Origin of the sequence: Acinetobacter sp. SH20PTE14 (assembly GCF_021391555.1) — a bacterium.
In the GTDB taxonomy this organism is placed as follows: domain Bacteria; phylum Pseudomonadota; class Gammaproteobacteria; order Pseudomonadales; family Moraxellaceae; genus Acinetobacter; species Acinetobacter amyesii.
Map to the genome: position 1 here is coordinate 2,265,805 of NZ_CP090067.1, position 23,821 is coordinate 2,289,625.

Below are 23,821 nucleotides of genomic sequence, written 5' to 3' on the forward strand. Positions count from 1 at the left end.
TAGTAATTTATTACTATTCATAGTATTTAAATCACTATAAATGCACTAGCTCAGTTGCATCAAATCTTCAGCTTCTTCCATTGCCTGATCCATATTGATGATTTTATTTTTTACTTTTAAAAGAACACTTTGCAAAAACATATCACTTTCAAACTTATCTTTATAAATCAATGTCAAACATATAAAATTTAAAATATCTCTAGTGCCATTTAGCGAATATTCTCTAGCCTTTTTAAGCATTTCAATAACATATAAATACAAGTCCCAATTATTGAATGACTTTATCAAAAAAGGATTATTTAATTTTAAATAATAAATTAGATGATCAGGAAAAGTAGCTTCGACCATTAGTTCTTCTTGTTCAATTGTAAATTCAAAGGGCTGGCGCCAGTCATAAAATATTTGTAATTCACAATTATTATAACCAATAATTGTATGTAGTTGACCTATACGATCCCAATACCACCAACTATAAATTGGCTTTAAAAGAATCTTCTTTTGTTCTTCCAATAATACTTGTTGTTGTACATATAAAGTTTTATCAGTTTTTTGCCCTACTAATGTACCAAGTATCGCAGGATCCCAAAATGCCAAATACATTTCAAGTCCCCCCTCAAACTTAACATCTATAAATTGTCTTAAGTGCGCATATAAGTCATCGAAAGTTAGCCTTGTGACAATTAAAGTCATTCGTGATGTACCAACAATCCGATGATTAATATATTCCCACTCAGAACTATTTATATTATGACTCAATTGAATTAAATGTGGTGATAACTCCGATGCTTTATCACCGGCTGCCTCAACCAATATATTACGTGATTGCAAAATGTCCTTACGTTTTAAAAAGCTACTATCTTGTGCAGCATCAATCACCCCATATATAAAATAGTTTTCTCTAGGGAATTGCTCAAAGAAACGACTTAAATCATTTTTTATTATTTTCGACATCTATTGACCATCCCCTTTATTCACAAATGCACCTCGTTGACTCGCTCTTCTTGCCAAGCATTCCCAACATACACTTTGAGGAAAAAAAGGAAGACTTATATTGACTTTCGAGCCATTTAAAAATAAATGTTGCCCGGCCTTCACCTCAAACTTTCCAGCCGTAGTAGGCAATACACCCGCACTGCTGATTTCGATTTGACTACCGCCTGCTGTCAGTACTATTTTCTTACTCGCTTTAATTTCAACTGTATCTTCCGTGGAAATAATTTGAATACCTTTTCGGGCAATCAAATCTGCCCCATCACCTTGAGCTTGGATTTCAACTTTGCCTTTGCCTGCATAAGCTCGTAATCCTTCTTGTGCCGCAAATAGACTGATCTTGCTTTGTGCATGGGCAATTAAGGATTTTTGACTGCTAAGGTTGATGCTATCGCCTGCACTTTGGCTGATCTGTCCATCTGCTGAAAGATGAACATCTTCCTGACTACTCACAGCAATTGAGTTTGGTGCAGATAAAATCATTAAGGCTTGTTTAAAGGCATCAGCTTTTTCTTTACTGCCTTTTTCGATTTGTCCAAGGAAGTTTTTTAGGTTATCTAAGACTTCAAGTGGGTCAGTTTGTTGATTTTTCGCCACTTCACTTAAGGCTTTACTGCTGTTTAAATTGGCTTCGATTTGTTCTTTCGCCGCTTGTGCGTCGAGGTGCATTGCTGCTGCTTGTTGTTGTGGGTGTGTGCTGACAAGTAGCCCTTGTCCTGCACGCACTGCACCCCATTGGTCGGTTCTCAGTTCAAAGCCTTCGCCTCTTCCCTCACTTTCTGCGGTTTCTTTGGGATGACTGAGGTTCCCGAGGTTGAGCTGAGTGGCACCATGGGTGCTTTGTAATTGTGTCGATATTTGTCCAGTCGTGTCATCAAAGCGCAGTTGTCCAAAGCCTTCACCTTGGACTTCCTTACTTTTTATTCCAGCTAGTTTTTTGGTGTCTGGCAGTTTTCCTTTACCATCAAATTGGGTCGGACTGCGCTGTGCCTCATGTATACGCCCCACCACAAATGGTCGGTCGATGTTACCGTCAAAGAAATCGATGACCACGATTTCATTAATGCGTGGCAAGAAGCGTGCGCCATAACCTTCACCTGCCCATGGTGTAAGCACATCGACCCATGCAGAATCTGTGTCATTGTCATTGCTGCCTGCACCACCATCATGGCTGTGGTCATCTCCACGGGTAAATAAGAAGCGGACTTTGATACGCCCCCATTCATCGACATGTATTTCTTCACCACTTGGCCCGACAACTTTAGCCCGTTGCGGATGAGTACTTGGACGGTGTTCGAGTGGGTTATATTCAGGAACCGTCGCAATATTGCGGCGTTGTAATGTGAGCTGATTGGCCTGACGCTCGGCCTGTTCATGGATGGGTTTAATGTTCCACTGACTTTGTTCAATCAGTTGATTGACTTGTTCAGAGAGGTCTTTAGGTAAGTTATTTTGGTTATAGAATTTTTTTTCTGTGATTAAAAATTGTTTGTCTGCACCACTGTGTTGATCAATTTCAGGGTGTTCATTCAGTTCAAACCAATAACCGACTTGTGTATCACGCACAGTCGATTGTGCACTGAATTTTTTAGATTGTAGCTCGTGATAGCGCGTTAGGTTTTGATTCAATTTTTCAATTTGGCTGTTGGATGAAGCCGTAGCTTGGTCTTCGCCTTTTAAGTCTTGCATCCATGCAGGGCTGACATGCCAAGCTTGCTCTAGACTTAAGCTGGCATTGTCTTGGCTTTGGCTATGCTGATGTTTGCTTTGAACTGAACCTGCGCCTTCTTCTTGGCTGAGTCCATCGGCTTGCCAGCGCTGTACATGGACCGCAGTCGGTTGAATGCTACGTTCACCGATCAAACTGGTGATGCTGTCTTGTTTTTCTGTGGCACTAGAACGATGAAAGCGGATACTACGACGGCTGAGTGCTTGATATTGGCTATTGTCATCAATCAGGCGGAGTTTTTGTTTTTCAATTTGGGCTGAGGAATGCGGCACTTTCAACTGTGCTTCATCGATGAGCCAGTTGATACCCTCACTGCGCCAAAGTCGCGTTAAAAAGTCATAATCGCTTTCATTCGACTGCATGATGAAAGGTCGGACATCATAGTTTTGGCTTAAACCGCTTAGATCTAGCGTTAGACTGGCAGCAAAGAGCGGACTTTTGCTTTGCCATTCTTTAAAAAGAGTCTCACTGACATCACGCACCGATTTGTTCATAAACACACGGCTGTTGCGGCGCTTATGCCACAGCGATGTTGCATCTTCTAAAGTGAGTTTATATAGCGTGAGTGAACCGTCACTCTGCCCTTGGGTGGCTTCGGTAATAATACCCGTGGTACGGAAGAGTTCGCCCTGATCGGTCACTTGATCAACGGCAACTTGTGCGCCAATAAATTGTTTTAGTGGAATAAGTGCATTAGTAGATAGGCAAATCAAAGTCGCTTGCAGGCCTTGGTTTAAGACATGCTCCCCATCAATACGTTGAATAAAAAGCTCATCATTCAACGCAGGGTTGGAAAATTGCACATGAATGGCACGTTTTTGGGCGGATAGACCCAATTGTTCTAATACAGCAAATATTTTGCCTAACATAATAAAAATTCTAAATTGTAATCATGGAAATAATTTTGCTGCTAGTTTAGTCAAATTCATCAATAAACTTAATGCTTAAAACCATAGAAGATGTTTCGTTATGTAAAATCCACGATTCAAAAATTCACTTAAAAATAAAAAGCTGAGAACCCACGCACTAAATACTTATTGCATATAAAATATTCAAAAAATGGTCTTAGACCATGCACTTGCATCCAACACGTAGCGTCACTCACATAAATGTAAAAATAGTTTTATCATCTAATTTACATCGAGCTTAATGATCAATTTTTTAATATTATCTTTAAAAATAGTGGATTAATTTAAACTTAAGCTAGATTAAAAAACACACAAACCTTTTTTTCCTGTCTTGTAATTCACCTAAGATCCCCTATAATTCAAAAAAACAGACAAGTCTGTCTATTTTGCTGCAAAACCGAATGAATTTAGCATTCAGAGGGTAAAAATATAAATGAGAGAAAACGTATAAAACGTTCGAAAATCAAATCATTGACTTAAGCTAACAAAGTGAATGATTTGAACGCACAATTGTCAGCAAAGCGCGATTACCCCAAATAATCGCGCTTTTTATTTTCTTAGAATCTTAAAGCATGTGAAAAAAATTGATGGTTAATCAATACAAATAAGTCATCGCTAGATTTAAAACCCCGATGCCTACAAGCAAATTTTAAGCAGCCAATTCCAAACGAATTAAGGTTTCAACTCGCTTCCAATAATCTGCTAAATGCACTTGGTTGGGGTCAATTTGGGCTTGGATAGTCATGCCATCCAAAATACTACTCAAAAATGCAGCGAGTTGTTCAGTTTGCTGAATGCCCAGATTTTGCAAGGCAGTACTTAGTTTTGATTTAAGCCACTCTTTATAGTCGATCGCAGGTTGCAATGAAGACGGATAAACTTTAGATATTTCTTCTACTGCTTTTTGAAACATACAACCATTAAAATCTGCAGTATGAAACCAAGCATCGTACCAAGCAAAAATGGTTTTAATATGCGAAAGATGGTCTTCTGGATCACATTCTGCAATAGCAGCTTCAAGTGATTCCTGTAAATTAAGATTTCGAATCACGAGACATTCTTCAATTAATTTGGCTTTAGAGGGGAAATATTTATAAAACGTCATTTTAGCAACGCCCGATTCCCCAATAATTCGATCTATACCAATCGAGTTATAGCTATAAGAATTGAAGAGTTGGAGCGCAACGTTAATGATGTCTTGCTTTTTCGACATTTAATTTACCTGATGCACCAATGGGGCCTAAACATAAAGCTTTTAAGGTAGAAAACCTAATTTTTAAACATGATTTTCGCGCGCTATTGTAAAGCATAACTTAATTGGAGTCTGTAGATAAAACTTCAGCATCCCATTAAATACAGTCTGATTTCAGAAGATTTATCAAATTAGCAGTCAGGGAATTTTAGTATAAAACTGACTGCTAATTTTATTTCAACTACCGACTTAACGACCACTTATCTGCGTTTAAAACCTTGCTGAAATGAATGCCATTAACGGTGGATTTAAGAGTAAGTATTTAAGAGCAAGGGGTACTCAGAATATTTTTTTGCTTACGCTCTTGCAGTGCTTTTCGAATCACCTGATAACCGCCTGTTAAACCTAAAATTGCCATGATTGCGGCCACAATCAAATCTGGCCATAGACTGCCTGTACCAAATACCCCAACAGCCGCCAAGATCACCGCGACGTTACCAATCGCATCATTACGGCTACATAGCCAAACGGATTGCATATTGGAGTCACCTTCACGGAAGGCATATAAGACGTATGCACAGATGACATTAGCGGCTAAAGCCAAGATACCAATCACCCCCATGGTGATCGGTTCAGGTGCGATCCCATTTGCATAGGCATAGAGCACTTTGGCAATGACCACGATCCCAAACGCTGCCATGACAAAACCTTTAACCAAGGCAACTGTTGCACGCCAATATAAACTGGCGCCTAGCACGGCTAATGAAACTCCATAATTAACAGCATCACCAAAGAAATCTAACGAGTCCGCCCAAAGCGCAGAAGAATGTGCATAAGCCCCGCCAATCAGTTCCACCAAAAACATCATGGCGTTAATGATTAAGGCGATCCAAAGCGCGATACGAAATTTACTGTTGGGTTTGCTTGGTGCTGGCTCATGACTACATGTACATGCCATAAATGTGCTCCAATTTAAAAATCAATGGATTTGTATTATTCTTATTCAAAACTATGGACTCACTCCAAGGTCAAGCATGAGCGTACAAAAACATTATTTGATTAAAGAATTGTCCACCAAATCTGGGGTAAGCGTTGACAGTATTCGCTTTTATGAAAAGAAAAAACTGCTGAAACCTAGCTTCCGCGCAGACAACAATTATCGCTATTATGATGAAGAAATGTACAAACGTTTGGTTTTTATTAAGCGCTGTCGAAACCTCGATATTTCTCTCACCGAGATTCAAACCCTGCTTGAACTTGAGCAATCACCTACACAAAGCTGTCATGCCGTGAATGAATTAATTGATAATCACATTCGTCAAGTTTCTGAAAAAATTAAAGAATTAGAAAATTTTAAAATACAGTTAAGTAAGCTCCGTGCCAGTTGTAATGAAACCAGTCAAATTAATGATTGCCAAATTTTAAAACATTTGGAAAACGGAATATCTTGAAAACCCAACTAAAATACTTGGTTGAATCCTTTTTTTAGATCACTACAATAAAGCCATAAATTTTTTATGCCTTTATTGACATGACGATTCAACACGTAACCGAACTCCTCTCACCTGCTGGCTCATTGAAAAACATGCGCTACGCTTTTGCTTATGGCGCAGATGCCGTGTATGCAGGTCAGCCGCGATATAGCTTACGTGTGCGCAATAATGCTTTCGACCATGACAATTTAAAAATTGGCATTGAAGAAGCTCATGCCTTAGGTAAAAAGTTTTATGTGGTGGTAAACATCCAACCGCATAACTCAAAACTGAAAAATTTCATCCGTGACCTTGAACCTGTGGTTGCCATGAATCCTGATGCACTGATCATGTCTGACCCTGGTCTGATCATGATGGTGCGTGAACATTTTCCAGAAGTGTCCATTCATTTGTCTGTACAAGCCAATGCGGTGAACTGGGCAACGGTTAAATTTTGGAAAAATATGGGACTGACTCGTGTCATTTTGTCACGTGAATTATCAATCGAAGAAATTGAAGAAATTAAACACAATGTACCTGATATGGAAATTGAAGTTTTCGTACATGGTGCATTATGTATGGCTTACTCCGGTCGTTGCTTACTTTCTGGCTACATGAATAAACGTGATGCAAACCAAGGTGCATGTACCAATGCATGCCGTTGGGATTATAAAATTCACGATGCAGTTGAAGATGAAACTGGTGATGTTATTCCAGTCACACAAATTGAAGAATCATCATGCTGCAATAATAAAAATGCCGATGAGCAACACGCCCTAGAACAACACCAATTCGGCGAGCCGGTTTTATTACAACGCAATGAAGAAGACATGTTTGCTGCCGAAGAAGATGAACATGGCACTTATTTCATGAACTCGAAAGACTTGCGTGCTGTACAGCATGTAGACCGTTTAACCAAAATGGGCATTCATTCTTTAAAAATTGAAGGCCGTACCAAGTCTTACTTTTACTGTGCGCGTACCGCTCAAATTTATCGTAAAGCCATCGATGATGCCCTTTCTGGTAAACCGTTTGACCCTGCTCTCATGTCTCAGCTTGAAGGTCTTGCGAACCGTGGTTATACCGAAGGTTTTCTACGCCGCCATGTTCATAGTGAATATCAAAACTATGAAACCGGCTCATCACGTTTCGATCATCAACAGTTTGTAGGTGAAGTTTTAGAACGCGATGGTGATTCTCTTAAAATTGAAGTGAAAAACCGTTTTGTTGTGGGTGATTCTTTAGAACTGATGACCACTTCAGGCAATATCACCTTCGTTTTAACTGAAATGAAAGATAAAAAAGGTAATCTGATTGACGATGCCAAAGGCTCAGGGCATATCGTGGATATTCCTGTGCCTGCCGATGTCGATATGCGCTACGCCTTACTGATTCGTAATTTACCTAATTCGACCGTAGATATTTCGGCTTCGTCTTTAGCGTATCAGACTTGAGTTCACTTTATGGCTTTGTTGATTACAGATAAATGCATCAATTGTGACATGTGTCTACCTGAATGTCCCAATGATGCCATTTATGAAGGCTCAAAGATTTATGAAATCGATGTCGCACGTTGTACTGAATGTGTCGGTTTCTATGCGCACCAAACTTGTGTTTCAGTTTGTCCGATTGAGTGCATTGTGCCTCATCCTGAACATGTGGAGACAGATGAGCAGTTAATGGAGAAGTTTAAAGGCTTGAATTTATTTTAAATCTTAAATTCGTGATGTGATTGGTATATTAATTGCTTACTCCGCTTTATATTTTATAGAGAAACAACCTTGGGGAAAGTATAAAAATAAGGTTGTAAAACAAAAATAGCTGGGCAACGAATAGGGTTCAAAATGTGTGGGGACATTTTTGAATCCTAATTTTGCAGACAAAAAAAAAAAGGAACTCCGGTGTTAGCATCCAAAGTTCCTGTAAAACGAGAATATTAAGAAAAATAATATTCTAATGACAACATTCAGCGCGGCCAGCGTGTTTCTCGAAACACACTGGCCTTTCTTTTATTGACCCGAACGGATGATGTAATCAAAAGCAGACAATGATGCTTTCGCGCCTTCACCTGTCGCAATGATGATTTGTTTGTAAGGTACTGTTGTACAGTCACCTGCAGCAAATACACCTTTTACATTGGTTTCGTTGCGCTCGTTAATTACGATCTCACCACGGTTTGAAAGTTCAACCGCTGTTTCTTTTAAGAAATCAGTGTTTGGTAACAAACCGATTTGTACAAAGATACCAGCCAATTCAATCGTTTTGATTTCATCTGTTGCACGGTCTTTGTAGTTTAGTGCAGTCACTTGTGAACCATCACCGACCACTTCTGTAGACAATGCATTCATGATCACAGTCGTATTCGGCAAGCTGTTTAACTTGTCTTGAAGGACTTGGTCAGCACGAAGCTTAGTATCAAACTCAACTAGCGTTACATGTTCCACAATACCTGCAAGGTCAATCGCCGCTTCGACACCTGAGTTACCACCACCGATCACCGCAACACGTTTACCTTTAAACAATGGACCGTCACAGTGTGGGCAGTATGCAACACCACGTGTACGGTATTCTTGTTCACCCGGAACGTTCATTTCTCTCCAACGTGCACCTGTTGAAAGAATCACTGTTTTAGATTCAAGTTTTGCACCATTCTCTAAAGTCACTTCAACCAAGCCATTGGCTGTTTCATCTGCACCTTTAATGTCAGACACACGTTGCAAGTTCATGATGTCCACACCGTACTCACGTACATGTGCTTCCATTTCAGCAGCAAACTTAGGACCTTGAGTCTTTTGAATCGACGTGAAGTTTTCAATGTCCATGGTATCCATGACCTGACCGCCCATGCGTTCAGCTACGATACCGGTTTTAATGCCTTTACGTGCAGCATAGATTGCAGAGGTATTACCCGCAGGGCCACCACCAATCACAAGGACATCAAATGCTTCTTTGGCATTTAGCTTTTCAGCATCTTTTGCGGCAGAGTTCGTATCCAATTTCGCAATGATTTCTTCCAAGGTCATACGACCTTGACCGATGTGGTTGCCGTCTTGGAATACCATCGGTACAGCCATGATTTTGCGTTCTTCAACTTCGTCTTGGAAGAATGCACCATCAATCATGGTTGCAGTTGTACCTGGGTTGTAAATTGCGATCAAGTTAAGTGCTTGAACCACGTCAGGACAGTTATGGCAGCTTAGAGATACAAACACATCAAAGTCAGTTTTAAGACCTAGACCTTTGATGGTATTCAGTACTTCGTCAGATACTTTTGGTGCATAACCAGAGGTTTGTAACAATGCCAAGATCAAAGACGTGAATTCGTGGCCCATCGGCAAACCTGCGAAGAATACGCGTGGAGTTTCACCTGCTTTTGCAATACCAAAGCTTGGCGCGCGGCTGTTGTTACCGTCAAAACGTGCAGTCACTAAATCAGATAAAGCGGCAACTTCAGTCACCAATTCTTTAATTTTGTCTGATTTGTCCGTGCCGTTTAAAGTCGCGACGATTTCAATCGGGCCTTCAAGGCGTTCAAGTAAGGTTTTTAATTGAGCAGAAGTATTTTGATCTAACATTGCTAACGTCTCCAGAGGAGTAAATTTATTTGATGAGAGAATGATAGAACAAACCATTAAATAGGTGAAACGGTTTGTTTTTATAAAATTAATCGATTTTACAAATCAAATAGTTAAATTTCTTTCTAAATCATAAATATATGGTCGCATATTAACATTAAAATGATTTATTCATACACATAGATCATGACAAATTCCTCATTTTTTTCTTTTTTATTGAAATTACACCAAGCCTATGCAAGACATACGCACGACCTGATCAATTACAAAACCTTTATAAAGCTTTAAGTTTCATTTCAGCAAGTCGGCTTTAAATCAAATGAAATATCAGATGATTTGACTGCTTATGAGTTCTATCAATAAAGCCGCAATCAATCCCTTGTATCAATCAGCCATCGATCTACAAGTATAAAATCAACAGTGAGCAGAATAATGAAAATTGAATTTGTCTTTGATATTGTTTATCCCATGAGTTATGTCGCATTTCAAAAGTTAAAACAAAACTGGAATGAACATACAGCAACCCGTGTAGAGCTATTGCCGATTCAACGCGTTCCTGAAATTCCTGAACAAGGCTTAGATGTGCTGCAGTATTTAACCGATAAGTATGGTGCGAGTACAGCAAAGCGAAAACTCGAAATGACGAAGTTCGCCGCCTATAGCGAAGATGTGATTGTCAATATTGAGTACATGAAACGTATGCCAAACAGTCAACTGGCTCATCAAGCTATATTGGCCTTGGACAATATTCTGGATCAATATGCCCTGACCCAAGCCCTATTCCATGCATTATTTGCACACGGTCAAGATATTGCTGATATTCAGGTTTTAAAAAGCATCATTGAAGGCATTGGTTTAGATGGCTCAAAAGTACTGCGCTCAATTCAACATAAAGATATTGCGGACCGTCAGCACGAAATTACACAGTATGTAAAATCAAAGGGACAGCACCCCATTCCTTTTTACCTTGTGGATGGCGAAGTAAATGATCAGACTTTTTCTACACAGGAACTTCGACAACTGTTTCATCGCGCAAGTTAATCTACCCAATATCAAAAATCCCCATACAATGTGATGGGGATTTTTATTCTGAGCAATGCAATGATCTAAAAAGTGAATAGGCCTGTTAATGAAGTCCCTGCTCAATTCGAATAATCCGTGATTTGAACTGCTGAGAAAGCAAATACAAAATTAAGCTCAAAATCAGCGTGAGTACTATCACGACGATCAACACCCAACGTACAACAACTTCTACTACATTGGCTTGCTGAACTTGTTTTTCCACGCTTTGCGCCATCGGTGTCATGGTTTTATCAAATAGCTGATTTTGCATCGCCCAGAGCTGTTCAGGCTGAAAACCGTATTCACGGAATTTTGCTGGATTTTGTTGCTCGGTATTGATTAAGGATTGCACCAAAGGAATGGCTGTCGCACGATCTACAGGCTTATGCATCAAAGCAGCTTGTGCAAGTAAATAGGCTTGCACGGGTTTTGCCAATTGTGCATCTTCCATTTCGAAAGCCAGCTGGCTTTCCTGAATATTTTTTTCATAATGTACCAATTTTTGATCTGCTGCACGATCATCATGATTAAGGTCATATTGCACATAGGTTAAGCCTGACCAAAGCACAATAAACGATAAAATCCAGCCGACAAATTTCAATACAAAAGATTGGAATCGAATTCTAAAAAATTGAAATTTTTTGAGAAAACCAACCAAGAAAAATGCGCCAATAAATGAAACGATGAGTTTTAGAAATAACCAACCAATAAAGGATAAAAAGTTTAAAAAATAGTCGGAAGACTCACCGAGTTGATATGTCAAATCACCTGCACTAACGGGAATATGCAGTTGCTGTACGCTAGAACTTAGGCCAAAAAAGCTATAAACCATATCATGCTGAATAAACAGCATCACAGCCGAAACGATCAGCACAGAAACACTGGTTAAGGTCAATAACGTTAAATTACGTTGACGCTTCTTAATGGTTTGAAGCCCTGTTTCCAGTTGCTGCGGATTTAGCGCATATTCATCAATGGGAGGCAAAGACATACTCCTTCAGATTATATTTTCACCTCCCTCACCGTTTATGAAGAAGGGTTTGAACCACTCGATTCAATCACTAAATGATTCAAATTGTTTTGTAAGGCACGAATACGTGTCGTCGCTTCTTCACGCTTTTGTACACCTTCTTTCTGAATTTGAATCACATCATTAACGGTTTTAATGAGGGTATTTTGCACATGTTCAAGTGTTTCGATATCAATCACTGAACGCTGATTGGCTTTCGCAGTATCGACAGAGTTTTGATGCAACAAATCTGCATTGCGTTTTAATAGGTCATTGGTCGCATCATCAATGCTATTTGCCAATTGCACGCTGTTCTTTTGTTCTTGCAATGAAATCGCCAAGCTAATTTGGTTTTTCCAAGCCGGTAAGGTGATATTTTTAATAGCATAAAATTTATCAACCAACATCAAATTGTTGGATTGAATAATGCGAATCATCGGCAAGGTCTGCATCGCAGACTGTTGCAAGATCTGTAAATCACTCACACGTTTTTCAAGATTATTTGACAAATGATTGAGGTCATAGATTTTTTGCGTAGTGGTTTGATCTTGAACTTGAGTGGTTAAGCTTGCAATTTCCTGTTGAATTTCTTGCTCTTTCAACTTACCTGCGGCGATATACACCCCTAATTGTTTATATTCGTCTTGCACGCTTTCAAACATTTTATCTAAGGTATTTACACGCGTTTTTAAGCCATTTTGCGAAGTTTCAATTTCTTTAACCAACGCATCAATTTGCTCTTTGGTGGTATTAAAGTGCTGATCAAAACTTTGCTTGGCACCTTTAAATTTACTCAGTAAACCACCAAAAAATCCTGAGCTTTTAGATTTATTTAAAATGCTCGTGGTATTCAATTGCTGTGCGACTTGTACCACCTGATTGAGCTTTTGACCTGTCGCATCTAGATCTTTATTTTGCACCAAATTTAATAATTCATCGGTATAGGTCGACGTCTTGGTGGCAATGTTTTTACCGTATTCGGCAACACTATTATGACTTAAATCTGCCAATTCCTTACGTGCAGCTTCGACTTCGTGAAAATCGGAAGTTTGTAAGCCAATTTCCTGCAAATTGAGTTGCTGAAACTTTTCTTCAGTCAACTCTTTGCTTACTTCAACGGGTAAATTTTTGGCATCTAAATCGGTCATAACTCACCTTATATTTCTAAGACTTAGAGGAATTCTCTAATGATTTTTTTAAAGTTTTAATCAAATTTTCACGGCTATTATCAAGCTTTTCCAATGAACTTGTCGAGTTACTTTGACGACTTTGTTTCACATGATATTGCCATGCTGGAATCAACACCTGCTGAGCTTCCTTATATCGATCTAATAATTCAAAAGAAAGCTGCTGAGAAAGCTGCATTTGCGTAATCGCAATATCATTACTGGCTTGTAAGGTTTGCAACGTATTCACCTTTTTCGATAAACGTTCTGCAAAGTTGTCAAGCGGATGCTGATTTTTCACAAACTGTGGGTATTCCACCAAGAACTCTTCAGCCGCGACGATATAGCGCGCCATTTGCTCACGTAAGCCTTGTAGTTGATTAAAACGTGCTTGGGACTTTTGAATTTCTAACTGTAGTTTTTGGCTCAGATGATTTGCCCGATCAAGCAATTGATCCAGATTTTTATAATATTCAATTTGTCCTGAACCATACTCCAAATCAATGCCTAACCATTTTTGCAGGGCATTAAATTTGCGTGTTTTTAAATATTTTTTTGAATTGGCTAAGGCTTGAATCAACTGCTCAATGGTTTGACTAAGTTGTTTCGTCAACTGAGGGTCAACACCATCTAGCAGCACCGACTGTGCTTGAATTAATTGATCTGCATAATGATTTAGACGATATTGATCGGTCAGTAATGGCACAAGGTCATTCCGCTTAATCGAAAGCACTTCAGCCCGATCTACCGTAATATCCTTTAACGGCACCAATACATCAATTTGTGACATAGCCAATTAAACTCAATAAAATCATTTTTATACTACAAGTTTTGCCATAAAAGTCTTGTAGTATTTTGCAAAAAATACATCTATTTCATCAGTCAAATTTCGCCATCAAATTCAACCGTTGCCTATAGATCCGCCAAAGCAGCCAACAGCATCATTTGAATGGATATGATGACCTACACAGATGAATTCAAGCTTAAGACACCCAAAGATTTAATCTAGATTTAAATTAAACAACTGACTCTACATGAATTATTATCAAAATTATCGTAAAATTTAATCCATATACTTTAGAACCAAATATTAGATCAATAATTTTAGAGGCTTAAATGGAACGTTTTTTCCATAACACAATGTATGCAGCACGTTGGATTCTGGCTCCCGTGTACTTTGGTTTATCCTTTGCACTGCTACTGCTCGCGATTAAATTTTTCCAAGAAGTCATTCATGTCCTTCCGCATATTTTAGAATATTCAGAAGCTGACCTGATTTTAGTCATTCTCTCTTTGGTCGATATGACTATGGTCGGCGGACTGATTGTAATGGTGATGTTTTCAGGCTATGAAAACTTTGTTTCGCAATTAAAAATTAATGAATCGACCAATCGCTTGAACTGGCTCGGCACCATGGATGCCAATTCATTAAAACTCAAAGTTGCAGCATCAATCGTGGCAATTTCTTCGATTCATTTATTGCGTATTTTTATGGATGCGAAAAACATCCCCAATGACAAAATCATGTGGTACATCATCATGCATTTAACCTTTGTTTTTTCTGCTTTTATGATGGGATATTTGGATAAAATCAGTAAGCACTAATCTAGATAAGGTTAATGAAGCCATTTGCGATAATGGCTTCTCGTCAAATTTTAAATCTAGTTATTCATCAAGTTCGCTCATTTGCCTTAAACGCCCAAGATCCAAGATCACGATTTGTCCATAATTCCACGCGATCACCTGTGTTTGAACAAATTGCTGTAGATGTTTATTCAAGGTTTGGCGTGAAATATTAAAAGACTCTGCAAATTCCTGCTGACTGAGTTTCAGGGGAATTTCCTGCCGACAGCCATATTGTTCATAGAGTCGAATCAAATGTCTTGCGATACGCTGCTCTAGCGTTGCTGTTCTCAAATAACGATTATGCTCAAACATCAAATACATGCGTCGACTGAGAGATTGCACGACATTCCAAAGCGCCTGTGGATCGCGCTGTAAAACCGCTAAAAACCTTGTTCCAGAAATGATCGCCACCTCGACGTGTGTCGCAGCAAAATAATCATAATTCAAAGGCTTTTGTTGTAAGAGTGCGACAAAATTAAATACCGACTGACGACGAATATAGTCATTGACAATCAATTCACCATTATTTTGCAACCAACCAATTTGTAGCGTACCTGAAAGTAAAATATAAATATCATGCACGATTTGTTGTTGTTTTAAGATGTGTTGCTGTGCATGAAACCGTGAATATTTCACCTGCTGCACAAGCTGTTCTAAAGTCTGATCGCTAAAGCCCTGAAAGATGTCTTCATTACGCAAAATTTGCAACAAATGCTGTTGGGTGGTGTTCTTTTGATCGCTCACGTCTATAAAAAAATGCCTAAGATCTCATTGATCTTAGGCAAGTGCTGAAAAATGTAAAACCATTGTTTTTCGCATTATTTATCTGTTTTTATGCTGTTTTAAATGACGCTCTAATACTTAAGATGCTTTCTCATAAATACGGCCTGCTTCAGAACGCAAGTTTGAAATGTCGGTGTGTTGAATATTTTTCAGTACGGTACTTGGTTGACCATTTACATCGACAGGCACATCGCCCTCAATAGTGACACGTGATGCGATACGAAGCGCGTCCCCATAGTCATTAATGGCACGGTGCTGCGTCGCACGATTATCCCAAATCGCAACATCACCAACCGCCCAGCGCCAACGCACAATATTTTCCCATTGCACAATTTGCTCTTGAAAGAGTTCAAATAGACGTCGTGACTGTGCCGGACTATATCCACTGAAGCGTTTAAAGAAGTGACCCAACACCAAACTTTTTTCACCTGTTTCAGGATGTACACGCACCAAAGGATGCTCAGTTTCCACTTCTACTGCAGTACGGAATAAATGGCGACCTTCTTCATTGTACTGACCTTTCGGCGCCGCATAGTCATAACTGTTGCTATGCACCGCGCGTAATTGTTCCGCCAACTTTTGCAGCTCAGGACTTAAATCTTCATAAGCGGTCACGGTATTGGCCCAAACCGTATCGCCACCATGTTCAGGTGCAACTATATTTCTTAAAATTGTGGCTTTAGGATAATTGGGCAAAAACGTAATATCGGTATGCCACGAATCTGCGCGCCCACCACGTGAGTCAATTGACAAAGTATGTGCTGTACCATCTTTGAGTGGCACACTTGGGTGATTCAACGGATTTCCTAAAAGTCGTGCAAAGGCTTCTTGTTCTAAATCTGTGAGAGCTTGCTGTCCACGCACAAATACAACTTTATATTTTAATATTGCATGATTAAATTCATCGACCACGCTTTTGTCTAAATTTCCAGACAACTGAATGCCAGAAATTTCAGCACCAATACGACCGGTTACAGGTTTTACTTCAATATGCTGATATTGATAGTCTGGATTGTAATGATTCGATTCTAATTGTGTCATAGGGCTCTACCTTATTCTTCAAATTATTAAGCAACGATGGTGTTGTTGAAATACAGTGTGCCGACTTCGTGCCCATGACTCTGTCAATTCTTTGACAGTTTTCCCAAGTTAAACTGCTATGGTTGTAATGAAATCTGCTTAACAACATTTGCCCATTTCATATCTAAAAATGCAATAAAGAAAAAATAAAAAAGCCATCGGTATCGATGGCTTTGTGTGCGGATTATATCTGTATATCACAGCGGAATTATAGATAATTCCCTTCACGCTCAGGTTGATAGAGCACTTTAATGATTTTGACTTTCATGGTGTGACCATCAGGCTGCGGCCATTCTATTTCCTGCCCTTCAGCCAAACCTAAAATGGCAGCGCCCACTGGAGCCAAAACATTGACTTGACCTTTATCGCCACGAAAATCATGTGGATAAACCAGTGTAATTTCGGTTGCTTCTGTCGCAGGTGCAATGTTAATGAGAACTTTGGCATTCATACTCACCACATTGGCAGGGACATCTTGTGGAGCAACCACTTCAGCGCGCGCCATCTCATCTTCCAAATGCTCCATCGTCGGCGTCAACTTAGACTGATGCTCCAACATGGTTTCTAAGCGATGTAAATCTTGTTCTGAAAGAATAATATTGGGTTTTTTCATATAAAGTTCCTTTGCGACCTTGCCAACAGATCTATAGCGATGGGCAAATTTTTGTTATCTCTTATTCCGTTATATCAGAAATATAAATGTTTAGATAACTTTTGAATTTTTCTGATGACATAAAAAAAGCCCCCTTGAGGGGGCTTTCTCAAGTCAGACTTATTTTGCGTAAACTGGGAATTTAGCGCAAACAGCAGCAACTTTTTCTTTCACTGCAGCAATCACAGCTTCGTCACCTTTGCTGTCTAGAACGTCAGCGATCCAGCCTGCAAGGTCACGTACTTCAGCTTCGCCAAAACCACGTGTTGTTACAGCAGGAGTACCGATACGGATACCAGAAGTCACGAATGGAGAACGTGGATCGTTTGGTACTGAGTTTTTGTTCACAGTAATGTGAGCAGCACCTAACCAAGCATCGGCATCTTTACCAGTAATGTCTTGTTTAATTAAAGATAATAAGAACAAATGGTTCTTAGTACCGCCAGAAACAACATCATAACCACGTTCGATTAGAACTTCAGCCATTGCTTGCGCATTCTTAACAACTTGTTGTTGGTAAGCTTTATATTCAGGCGCCATTGCTTCTTTGAAGCAGATCGCTTTAGCCGCTACAGCGTGAACTAAAGGACCACCTTGATTACCAGGGAATACAGCTGATTGTAATTTTTTCTCGATTTCTTCATTTGCTTTCGCAAGAATTAAACCAGAACGTGGACCACGAAGTGTTTTATGTGTAGTCGTTGTAGTAACGTCAGCAATTTGTACTGGGCTTGGGTAAACACCAGCAGCAACAAGACCAGCTACGTGAGCCATATCTACGAATAAGTAAGCACCAACTTTGTCCGCGATATCTCGGAAACGTTGCCAATCAACAACTTGGCTATACGCAGAGAAACCAGCCACGATCATTTTTGGCTTGTGTTCTTCAGCTAAACGTTCAACTTCTTCATAGTCGATTTCGCCAGTTTCTGGGTTCAAACCGTATTGAATTGCGTTGTAAGTTTTACCAGAGAAACTAACTTTAGCACCGTGAGTCAAGTGACCACCGTGAGCCAGGCTCATACCTAAAACTGTATCGCCTGGGTTAAGTAGCGCAAGGTAAACTGCAGAGTTTGCTTGTGAACCAGCGTGTGGTTGAACGTTTGCATAATCCGCACCAAACAATTCTTTAGCACGGTCAATGGCCAATTGTTCGATCACGTCTACATACTCGCAACCGCCGTAGTAGCGTTTACCAGGGTAGCCTTCTGCATATTTGTTAGTAAGTTTTGAACCTTGAGCTTCCATTACTGCAGGTGAACAGTAGTTTTCTGAAGCGATTAACTCAATGTGCGCTTCTTGGCGAGCATCTTCATTCGAGATCGCTTGAGCTAATTCAGGGTCAAATTGAGCAATAGAGGTGTTGGCAAACATTAGCGAGGTCCTATTAAATTAGGGCTTTTAAGCCGTGCTAAGATTGGCGCGTATTGTAGCATGAAGTTTTAGAAATGAGAGAGGGAAGTTTGTGCTGTTTTTAAATAAATAATGCCCGTGTTGAATCTGCCCGAGCACTATTTAAGTCAAATCAACTTATTGATTTGGCATGAGAGTCTCTACATCTTGCACAAAATTTGCCAGATTATCGGTATAAATACTAATATGATCTGCTGTCGCTTGCTCACGATATACTATCGTTGTCTCTGGCTTAGCAAGGCTAATCATAAATTTAGTCGCATCTGCTGGAATGGTCTGATCGGCTTTACCTTGATAAATGATGATCGGTGTTTTCACGACTTTAGTTAGAGGCTGCGAACCATCATTCATAAAAGTTTGAATTTGTTTTAAAGTTAAGAAATCAGACTGCGTGCGGCCATAGTTATCCAAAGTCGTGTTCTGACTCGCATAACTGAGCATGTCATCTTGAATTAACTTGGTTAACTCGCCTGAACACACTGTTTCAGCCTGAGGTGCAATCGCAGCCAGATGTCCACTAAATACTTTTGAATAATCCACACTGTTTTTATGCCCTTGCATACCCGCAATGATCTGCGCAGTAAAACTGTCTAAAGGTGCATAAATCATACTTTGCACGGTTGCAGGTTTACCTACAGCTAACTTCTCGCCTGCGTCAAGAATGAGCGCAAGATTATTTGCAGGTGCTATGGCAATCGTTCCCTTATAATTTAAGTCAGCACGCGATGCGAATTCAGCTGCACCTAATACGGCTTGACCACCTTGAGAATGTCCGATCGAAAGCCAATCCTTCGACGCCGTTTTACCTTGACTGGTTAAGTAACTTCGAGCAGCGACAACGGCATCGGTAATCGAAAAGGCTTCACTTTTTAGATTCAGATAAGGATGGTTTTCACGTCCACTAGGTTCCCCTAATCCTTCATAATCGGGTGCCACAACGACATAACCCTTTGCCAATAACATTTGCAATAAATATTCAGTGCCTTGCAAACCTTGTCGGCTCGGAGCGCATTTATCAGCCACACCGGTCGTTCCATGTGCCCAAGCCACAATTTTCCAACCACCTGCCGGAGCAACTGTTTTTGGGGTAAAGACTAAGGCTGTGGCTTGAACAATTTTGCCATCTACTCCTAGCATTTTATAGGTCATCAATCGGCTGTCTGCACTCACAGCAGGCATATTGTCTTGACTATAGGCTGTTGTAGTTACCACCGGATTTTTGATCTGATTGAGATCAGCATTTGTTTCAGGATTACTAAATTGTTGGTCATTACTATCATTACCGCAGGCTGCTAAAAATAGCATACTGCTGACTAAAACCGTTAAACGCAGCATTTTCATTCCATGATCCTTTTGTTTGTTGTTTTAAAGTCAATTTTTCATTGAATATGAATCATTAAATACATGGAACAAACTTTTGTACAAGCCTAATTTTTAAGCAACTACTCTTATTTTAATTGATCAAATTAATATAGAACTAAAACTTTGTTTTAGCTCGATATGGATTAACAACATTCAAATACATCAGCCACCCCGATCTCAGAAAAATGGCTGAACTTATATTTCTGATCATTGGATACAGATTGGGCTATTTTTCGGAGGTTAAAGCAAAATGTAAAATCAACAAAAATGCTGTACCCCCTGCCAACTACACAAACATATGCACAAAAGTAAAGCCGAAAAACCACCATGCCATTGATCGTGAACATACTCTAGTGCTTAATCCACTTAGCGACATTTTTGGATATCACGATGGACAAAAGCCTTTAAAATAAGTCGATTTAGAAGATGGTTTAGCTTTATCCCGCTGTAAAGTTTTATTTCGGCAGATGCGATAAAAGCAGATTATTTAAACACTGCGCAGCCATCTTCATAATATTCCTACAAATAATCACAGCATGGGTTTGTCAGTGTGGATGTGATCATGTACATTCATAAACATTATTCAACATGCTGGAACTGGACATGCAAGCCATCATTCTCGACACAGAAACCCATACACTAAATGGACAACCCATCGAGATTGCCTATGCTCCAATTCAGGTGGCAGATGCCAAAATTACCCTAGATAAATCTAAAATTTTTGATCAACTTTATCGTTGTGATGAAGCAATTTCTTTTGCAGCAATGGCTGTACATCATATTTTAGAATCAGATCTTGAAGGTCAGCCCCACTACAGCAGTTTTGAACTCCCATCAGAGACGACATATATCATTGGGCATAATATCGACTACGATATTCGAGCGCTCGAAAAATGCGGTGTAGATGGTTCAAAAATTAAAGCCATTTGTACCCTTGCCCTTGCTCGTCGAGTTTGGCCTGATGCAGAAGCGCATAATATTTCTGCCTTGATATATATGATCACCAAAGGCAGTGAAAAAGCACGTGAAATGATCCGTAAAGCTCACCGCGCAGATATGGATATCATTTTAACTGCCAATATTTTGATGCATATCGTCCATCACTTAAAAATCAATAGCATCGAAGAATTATACGAAGCTTCGGAAGATGCTCGCATTCCTCGCAGTATTAATTTTGGTAAACATCGTGGTACCGCAATTGCAGAATTACCTGCGGACTATGTGCAATGGCTATTACGTCAAGATGACTTAGACCCGTACTTGCGTAAAGCTTTAGAAAACTCTGCTGTCATTACTCTATAAATCATTGATTGTTTAATATTTTCTTAATATTACTGTCATTATCACTGCATAGGATTGCCTTAATTCTTTTGAGCTATGGAATTAAGGCATGTTCAACTATCAAAAAACTGAGCTGGGTTTTCAAACTTTAAAAGACCGACAGCTCGCATTAAATGCAAGACAACGTCGTCTGCTACTCTTAATTGGTAGTGATGACTTTAACCAAATGCCAGTGCATTATCAGCAGCGGATTGCTGAAGCGACATTGCTCGAGCAACTGATGGATCTTGGGCTGATTCAGCCAATTACAGCACATGATCATCAACGCCTTCAAAACTCCGATTTTTCTGCTTTTAATACACCTAAAATAGCGTCAACAAAGACATCCGATCGCATAGCGCAAGAAAATGTCACACTTGATAAAATTTCAATGCCAACGATGGAAGTTCCTCATACTCATTCACAGCACGAAATAACTGACTCCCTGCCAATGGATGCAATTGGCTTTATACCCCATCAATTTAATCTAGCCATACCTGAAAACATAACATCAAACAACCCTGTATTAGCAGAACAAATCATTGATTTCATCGAGCATGATTTTGATGAGTTACAGAGTTTTATGTGCAGTTACTTACAGCTTTATTGTGGGCTTATGGCAAAAAAATTAATTCTTAATATTCAACAGGCCACGGATATTGCAGACTTAAAAGCCTGTCAGATGCAATGGATCACCTGTCTAAATGAATCCAATATTCAACCTAAACTCTTACAACATGCATTACAGCAAATTAATTACAGTCTAAAAAATCTGCAACAACTGATTTAACTTAGAGACTTTTCCTCACTTCTCATTCAAAAAACAACTTAATGAGGTGAGTTATTCTTCACACATATCAATATAAGAAATTGAATTTTATTAACTTTATCGATTCACTTATTTCTTTTATGGTTTTAACTGCTGTTTTATACGACCTTCCCCTAATGTCAATTAACAGTAAAAAATCGCAAGAATAAAACCGACCTCCTAGCGTTTGAGCATGTCAATGTCACAACAGTTTTGTTTAGAATTTGATTCTTTCGATAATCCTATGCAACTCAGCAAAATTGGCAATTGGGTATTTACCTTCTTAACCTCACAAGACGAATTGCCTAATGTTCAATTGGCCATTACCTATGTCATGCCACGAAAAATTAGTGATGAATTACAGCCTAGACGTGTGGTCATTCAAAATACAGCCATTGAAACAATTTGGCGTATAGAACAAGTTGAATGCTTCAACAGCCAAACGAACCAAGAACTCACCTTTACAGCAGCGGAACCTCAAGCTCAATTGGTTTTAAACAGTATCATTGAAGAATTTGCCCGTTATGATGTCCCATTGCTATTCAAGCCGCTTTAATTTAAAGCGAATTCCAACTTATTTTTCATAAAGATTTAAGCTGTCTCAATGATTTAACCAAAGTTAGCTAGATAGACATTAAATGAAAAATAATCCATACAGATTATTGTTGCTCAATTCATATACACTATTCCTGCTCAATAATTTTTGACCATGGATAATAAAAATGAATTTAGCCAATTATTCTAATGATCAGGCACTCATCCTTTTCAACCTATATAGCAGCCTTGAACAATGTCTAGATGCGATTGGACATCTGCACCTTGGACCAAAACTAGTGCTGACCGACCATGATGTATCAAAAGATCATATGATCGTGCAACGTTTTCAAGCTGGAGTTTTAACTCAAGAAATTCAAGTGCGTAAACAAGACGTTGAACTGTCTTCTAGCAATCCAATGACGCGATATCAGTTACTCTCTTATATTTTGAATCAATTTAAAGTAGATCAAACAACTTAAATTTTTAACTCTAAAATAAAAAAACTCACCATAAGGTGAGTTTTTTTTATTCATTCAATTTAAGCTTCTAAAAGCTTGTAAATACTGTCCGATTTTTGACTTTCAAAAAGTAGTTCGATACTGGGTAGGATGATTTCACCTGCAATAATGATATGTTCAATGCGATGAAACAGCCCTCTTGAATCTTCTTCTGAAGGATTACGCACCAAAGCTTGTGCTTCATAAACCTGACTAAATTGGTCCTTTACCTTTATGTCAATCATCTGTGTCATGGTAACGTCTCTACTTGTTTTAATAATTGCATTTTTTATATCACACCTTTACACATTAACTTACTTTGTAAATGTTAGATTTCATGGCAATGTAAACTTATTTTACTTTAGTAATTATATATCAACAACATAGGTTGACTATTTAATTATTGTTTGACAAAAGCACTATATTCTCAAATCTAAAATGGCATTAAAAAGCCCGCATCGCTGCGGGCTCTATGTTGGAAGGCTAGTGCTGATTTATTGTCTGCAATATCTTAAGACTAAAATATTACGAAACTCAACGAGCTGTCATTGATCCGTCCAACTTATTGGTAGCGTCGTTTTATGACCTACCGTGATTTAAATATAGCACTTTCAATTCTCTTGCCAAGCCTTGCTAACAC

General features: G+C 39.1%; 23 protein-coding genes. 9 read left to right on the forward strand and 14 right to left on the reverse strand.

Annotated elements, in window-relative coordinates; translation table 11 throughout:
- Nucleotides 1–45 precede the first annotated feature (45 nt).
- The 4 genes from LXF01_RS11235 to LXF01_RS11250 all read right to left on the reverse strand — a co-directional run bounded on the left by LXF01_RS11235 (nucleotide 46) and on the right by LXF01_RS11250 (nucleotide 5,777).
- Nucleotides 46–951 carry a DUF4123 domain-containing protein gene (locus LXF01_RS11235; RefSeq protein WP_078194430.1) on the reverse strand — a complete coding sequence of 302 codons (906 nt, stop codon included), beginning with the start codon at nucleotides 949–951 and terminating at the stop codon, nucleotides 46–48.
- The gene (locus LXF01_RS11240) at nucleotides 952–3,588 is read right to left on the reverse strand and encodes a type VI secretion system Vgr family protein (protein WP_233944346.1); all 2,637 of its coding nucleotides are present in this window, start codon (nucleotides 3,586–3,588) and stop codon (nucleotides 952–954) included.
- A gap of 688 nt (nucleotides 3,589–4,276) precedes the next feature.
- Nucleotides 4,277–4,840, reverse strand: coding sequence for a TetR/AcrR family transcriptional regulator (locus LXF01_RS11245; RefSeq protein WP_180102989.1), 564 nt, complete (start codon nucleotides 4,838–4,840; stop codon nucleotides 4,277–4,279).
- Between the two features lie 301 nt (nucleotides 4,841–5,141).
- On the reverse strand, nucleotides 5,142–5,777 hold the full coding sequence (locus LXF01_RS11250; protein ID WP_233944347.1) for a cation transporter: 636 nt from the start codon (nucleotides 5,775–5,777) through the stop codon (nucleotides 5,142–5,144).
- A gap of 76 nt (nucleotides 5,778–5,853) precedes the next feature.
- Here LXF01_RS11250 and LXF01_RS11255 point away from each other — a divergent pair, with 76 nt between their 5' ends.
- From LXF01_RS11255 to LXF01_RS11265, 3 genes are all read left to right on the forward strand, one after another.
- Entirely contained in the window at nucleotides 5,854–6,270 is a 417-nt protein-coding gene (locus LXF01_RS11255; RefSeq protein WP_180077515.1) for a Cd(II)/Pb(II)-responsive transcriptional regulator, read from the forward strand.
- Nucleotides 6,271–6,350: 80 nt separating this feature from the next.
- Complete coding sequence (trhP, locus tag LXF01_RS11260; protein WP_233944348.1) at nucleotides 6,351–7,745, forward strand: prephenate-dependent tRNA uridine(34) hydroxylase TrhP; 1,395 nt, start codon at nucleotides 6,351–6,353, stop codon at nucleotides 7,743–7,745.
- 9 nt (nucleotides 7,746–7,754) lie between these two features.
- Nucleotides 7,755–8,003 (forward strand): YfhL family 4Fe-4S dicluster ferredoxin, encoded by a 249-nt coding sequence (locus LXF01_RS11265; RefSeq protein ID WP_233944349.1) that lies wholly within the window; start codon nucleotides 7,755–7,757, stop codon nucleotides 8,001–8,003.
- A gap of 297 nt (nucleotides 8,004–8,300) precedes the next feature.
- On the opposite strand, the gene ahpF is transcribed toward LXF01_RS11265, so the two are convergent.
- Nucleotides 8,301–9,866, reverse strand: a complete 1,566-nt coding sequence (ahpF, locus tag LXF01_RS11270; RefSeq protein WP_180035992.1) for an alkyl hydroperoxide reductase subunit F — start codon at nucleotides 9,864–9,866, stop codon at nucleotides 8,301–8,303.
- A 432-nt stretch (nucleotides 9,867–10,298) separates the two neighbouring features.
- On the opposite strand from ahpF, the gene LXF01_RS11275 reads away from it, so the two are divergent.
- Entirely contained in the window at nucleotides 10,299–10,907 is a 609-nt protein-coding gene (locus tag LXF01_RS11275) for a DsbA family protein (RefSeq protein WP_233944350.1), read from the forward strand.
- An 85-nt stretch (nucleotides 10,908–10,992) separates the two neighbouring features.
- Here LXF01_RS11275 and LXF01_RS11280 read toward each other — a convergent pair whose 3' ends face one another.
- Genes LXF01_RS11280 through LXF01_RS11290 form a run of 3 tightly spaced genes read right to left on the reverse strand, consistent with a single transcriptional unit; the run spans nucleotide 10,993 to nucleotide 13,893 of the window.
- Nucleotides 10,993–11,913 (reverse strand): hypothetical protein, encoded by a 921-nt coding sequence (locus tag LXF01_RS11280; RefSeq protein WP_233945464.1) that lies wholly within the window; start codon nucleotides 11,911–11,913, stop codon nucleotides 10,993–10,995.
- Between the two features lie 41 nt (nucleotides 11,914–11,954).
- Entirely contained in the window at nucleotides 11,955–13,085 is a 1,131-nt protein-coding gene (locus LXF01_RS11285; RefSeq protein ID WP_233944351.1) for a toxic anion resistance protein, read from the reverse strand.
- Between the two features lie 16 nt (nucleotides 13,086–13,101).
- On the reverse strand, nucleotides 13,102–13,893 hold the full coding sequence (locus tag LXF01_RS11290; protein ID WP_180024192.1) for a tellurium resistance protein: 792 nt from the start codon (nucleotides 13,891–13,893) through the stop codon (nucleotides 13,102–13,104).
- A gap of 326 nt (nucleotides 13,894–14,219) precedes the next feature.
- Here LXF01_RS11290 and LXF01_RS11295 point away from each other — a divergent pair, with 326 nt between their 5' ends.
- Nucleotides 14,220–14,708, forward strand: coding sequence for a TIGR00645 family protein (locus LXF01_RS11295; protein ID WP_078189122.1), 489 nt, complete (start codon nucleotides 14,220–14,222; stop codon nucleotides 14,706–14,708).
- A 60-nt stretch (nucleotides 14,709–14,768) separates the two neighbouring features.
- On the opposite strand, the gene LXF01_RS11300 is transcribed toward LXF01_RS11295, so the two are convergent.
- From LXF01_RS11300 to LXF01_RS11320, 5 genes are all read right to left on the reverse strand, one after another.
- Nucleotides 14,769–15,473, reverse strand: coding sequence for a Crp/Fnr family transcriptional regulator (locus LXF01_RS11300; protein WP_233944352.1), 705 nt, complete (start codon nucleotides 15,471–15,473; stop codon nucleotides 14,769–14,771).
- A 117-nt stretch (nucleotides 15,474–15,590) separates the two neighbouring features.
- The gene (locus tag LXF01_RS11305) at nucleotides 15,591–16,553 is read right to left on the reverse strand and encodes a TauD/TfdA dioxygenase family protein (RefSeq protein ID WP_233944353.1); all 963 of its coding nucleotides are present in this window, start codon (nucleotides 16,551–16,553) and stop codon (nucleotides 15,591–15,593) included.
- Nucleotides 16,554–16,800: 247 nt separating this feature from the next.
- On the reverse strand, nucleotides 16,801–17,205 hold the full coding sequence (gene rnk, locus LXF01_RS11310; RefSeq protein WP_078192900.1) for a nucleoside diphosphate kinase regulator: 405 nt from the start codon (nucleotides 17,203–17,205) through the stop codon (nucleotides 16,801–16,803).
- Nucleotides 17,206–17,364: 159 nt separating this feature from the next.
- Complete coding sequence (gene glyA, locus LXF01_RS11315) at nucleotides 17,365–18,618, reverse strand: serine hydroxymethyltransferase (protein ID WP_111885761.1); 1,254 nt, start codon at nucleotides 18,616–18,618, stop codon at nucleotides 17,365–17,367.
- A gap of 156 nt (nucleotides 18,619–18,774) precedes the next feature.
- Nucleotides 18,775–19,998 (reverse strand): alpha/beta hydrolase, encoded by a 1,224-nt coding sequence (locus tag LXF01_RS11320; protein ID WP_233944354.1) that lies wholly within the window; start codon nucleotides 19,996–19,998, stop codon nucleotides 18,775–18,777.
- Between the two features lie 624 nt (nucleotides 19,999–20,622).
- Here LXF01_RS11320 and LXF01_RS11325 point away from each other — a divergent pair.
- From LXF01_RS11325 to LXF01_RS11340, 4 genes are all read left to right on the forward strand, one after another.
- A complete protein-coding gene (locus LXF01_RS11325; protein ID WP_168379387.1) occupies nucleotides 20,623–21,321 on the forward strand; it encodes a 3'-5' exonuclease in 699 nt (232 codons plus the stop codon).
- 88 nt (nucleotides 21,322–21,409) lie between these two features.
- Nucleotides 21,410–22,129: a hypothetical protein gene (locus tag LXF01_RS11330; RefSeq protein WP_233944355.1), complete on the forward strand. Its 720-nt coding sequence runs from the start codon at nucleotides 21,410–21,412 to the stop codon at nucleotides 22,127–22,129.
- 217 nt (nucleotides 22,130–22,346) lie between these two features.
- Nucleotides 22,347–22,703 carry a hypothetical protein gene (locus LXF01_RS11335; RefSeq protein ID WP_180178036.1) on the forward strand — a complete coding sequence of 119 codons (357 nt, stop codon included), beginning with the start codon at nucleotides 22,347–22,349 and terminating at the stop codon, nucleotides 22,701–22,703.
- Between the two features lie 166 nt (nucleotides 22,704–22,869).
- Complete coding sequence (locus LXF01_RS11340) at nucleotides 22,870–23,163, forward strand: hypothetical protein (RefSeq protein ID WP_078192906.1); 294 nt, start codon at nucleotides 22,870–22,872, stop codon at nucleotides 23,161–23,163.
- Nucleotides 23,164–23,222: 59 nt separating this feature from the next.
- Here LXF01_RS11340 and LXF01_RS11345 read toward each other — a convergent pair whose 3' ends face one another.
- Nucleotides 23,223–23,435: a hypothetical protein gene (locus tag LXF01_RS11345; RefSeq protein WP_111885766.1), complete on the reverse strand. Its 213-nt coding sequence runs from the start codon at nucleotides 23,433–23,435 to the stop codon at nucleotides 23,223–23,225.
- Between the last annotated feature and the right edge of the window lie 386 nt (nucleotides 23,436–23,821).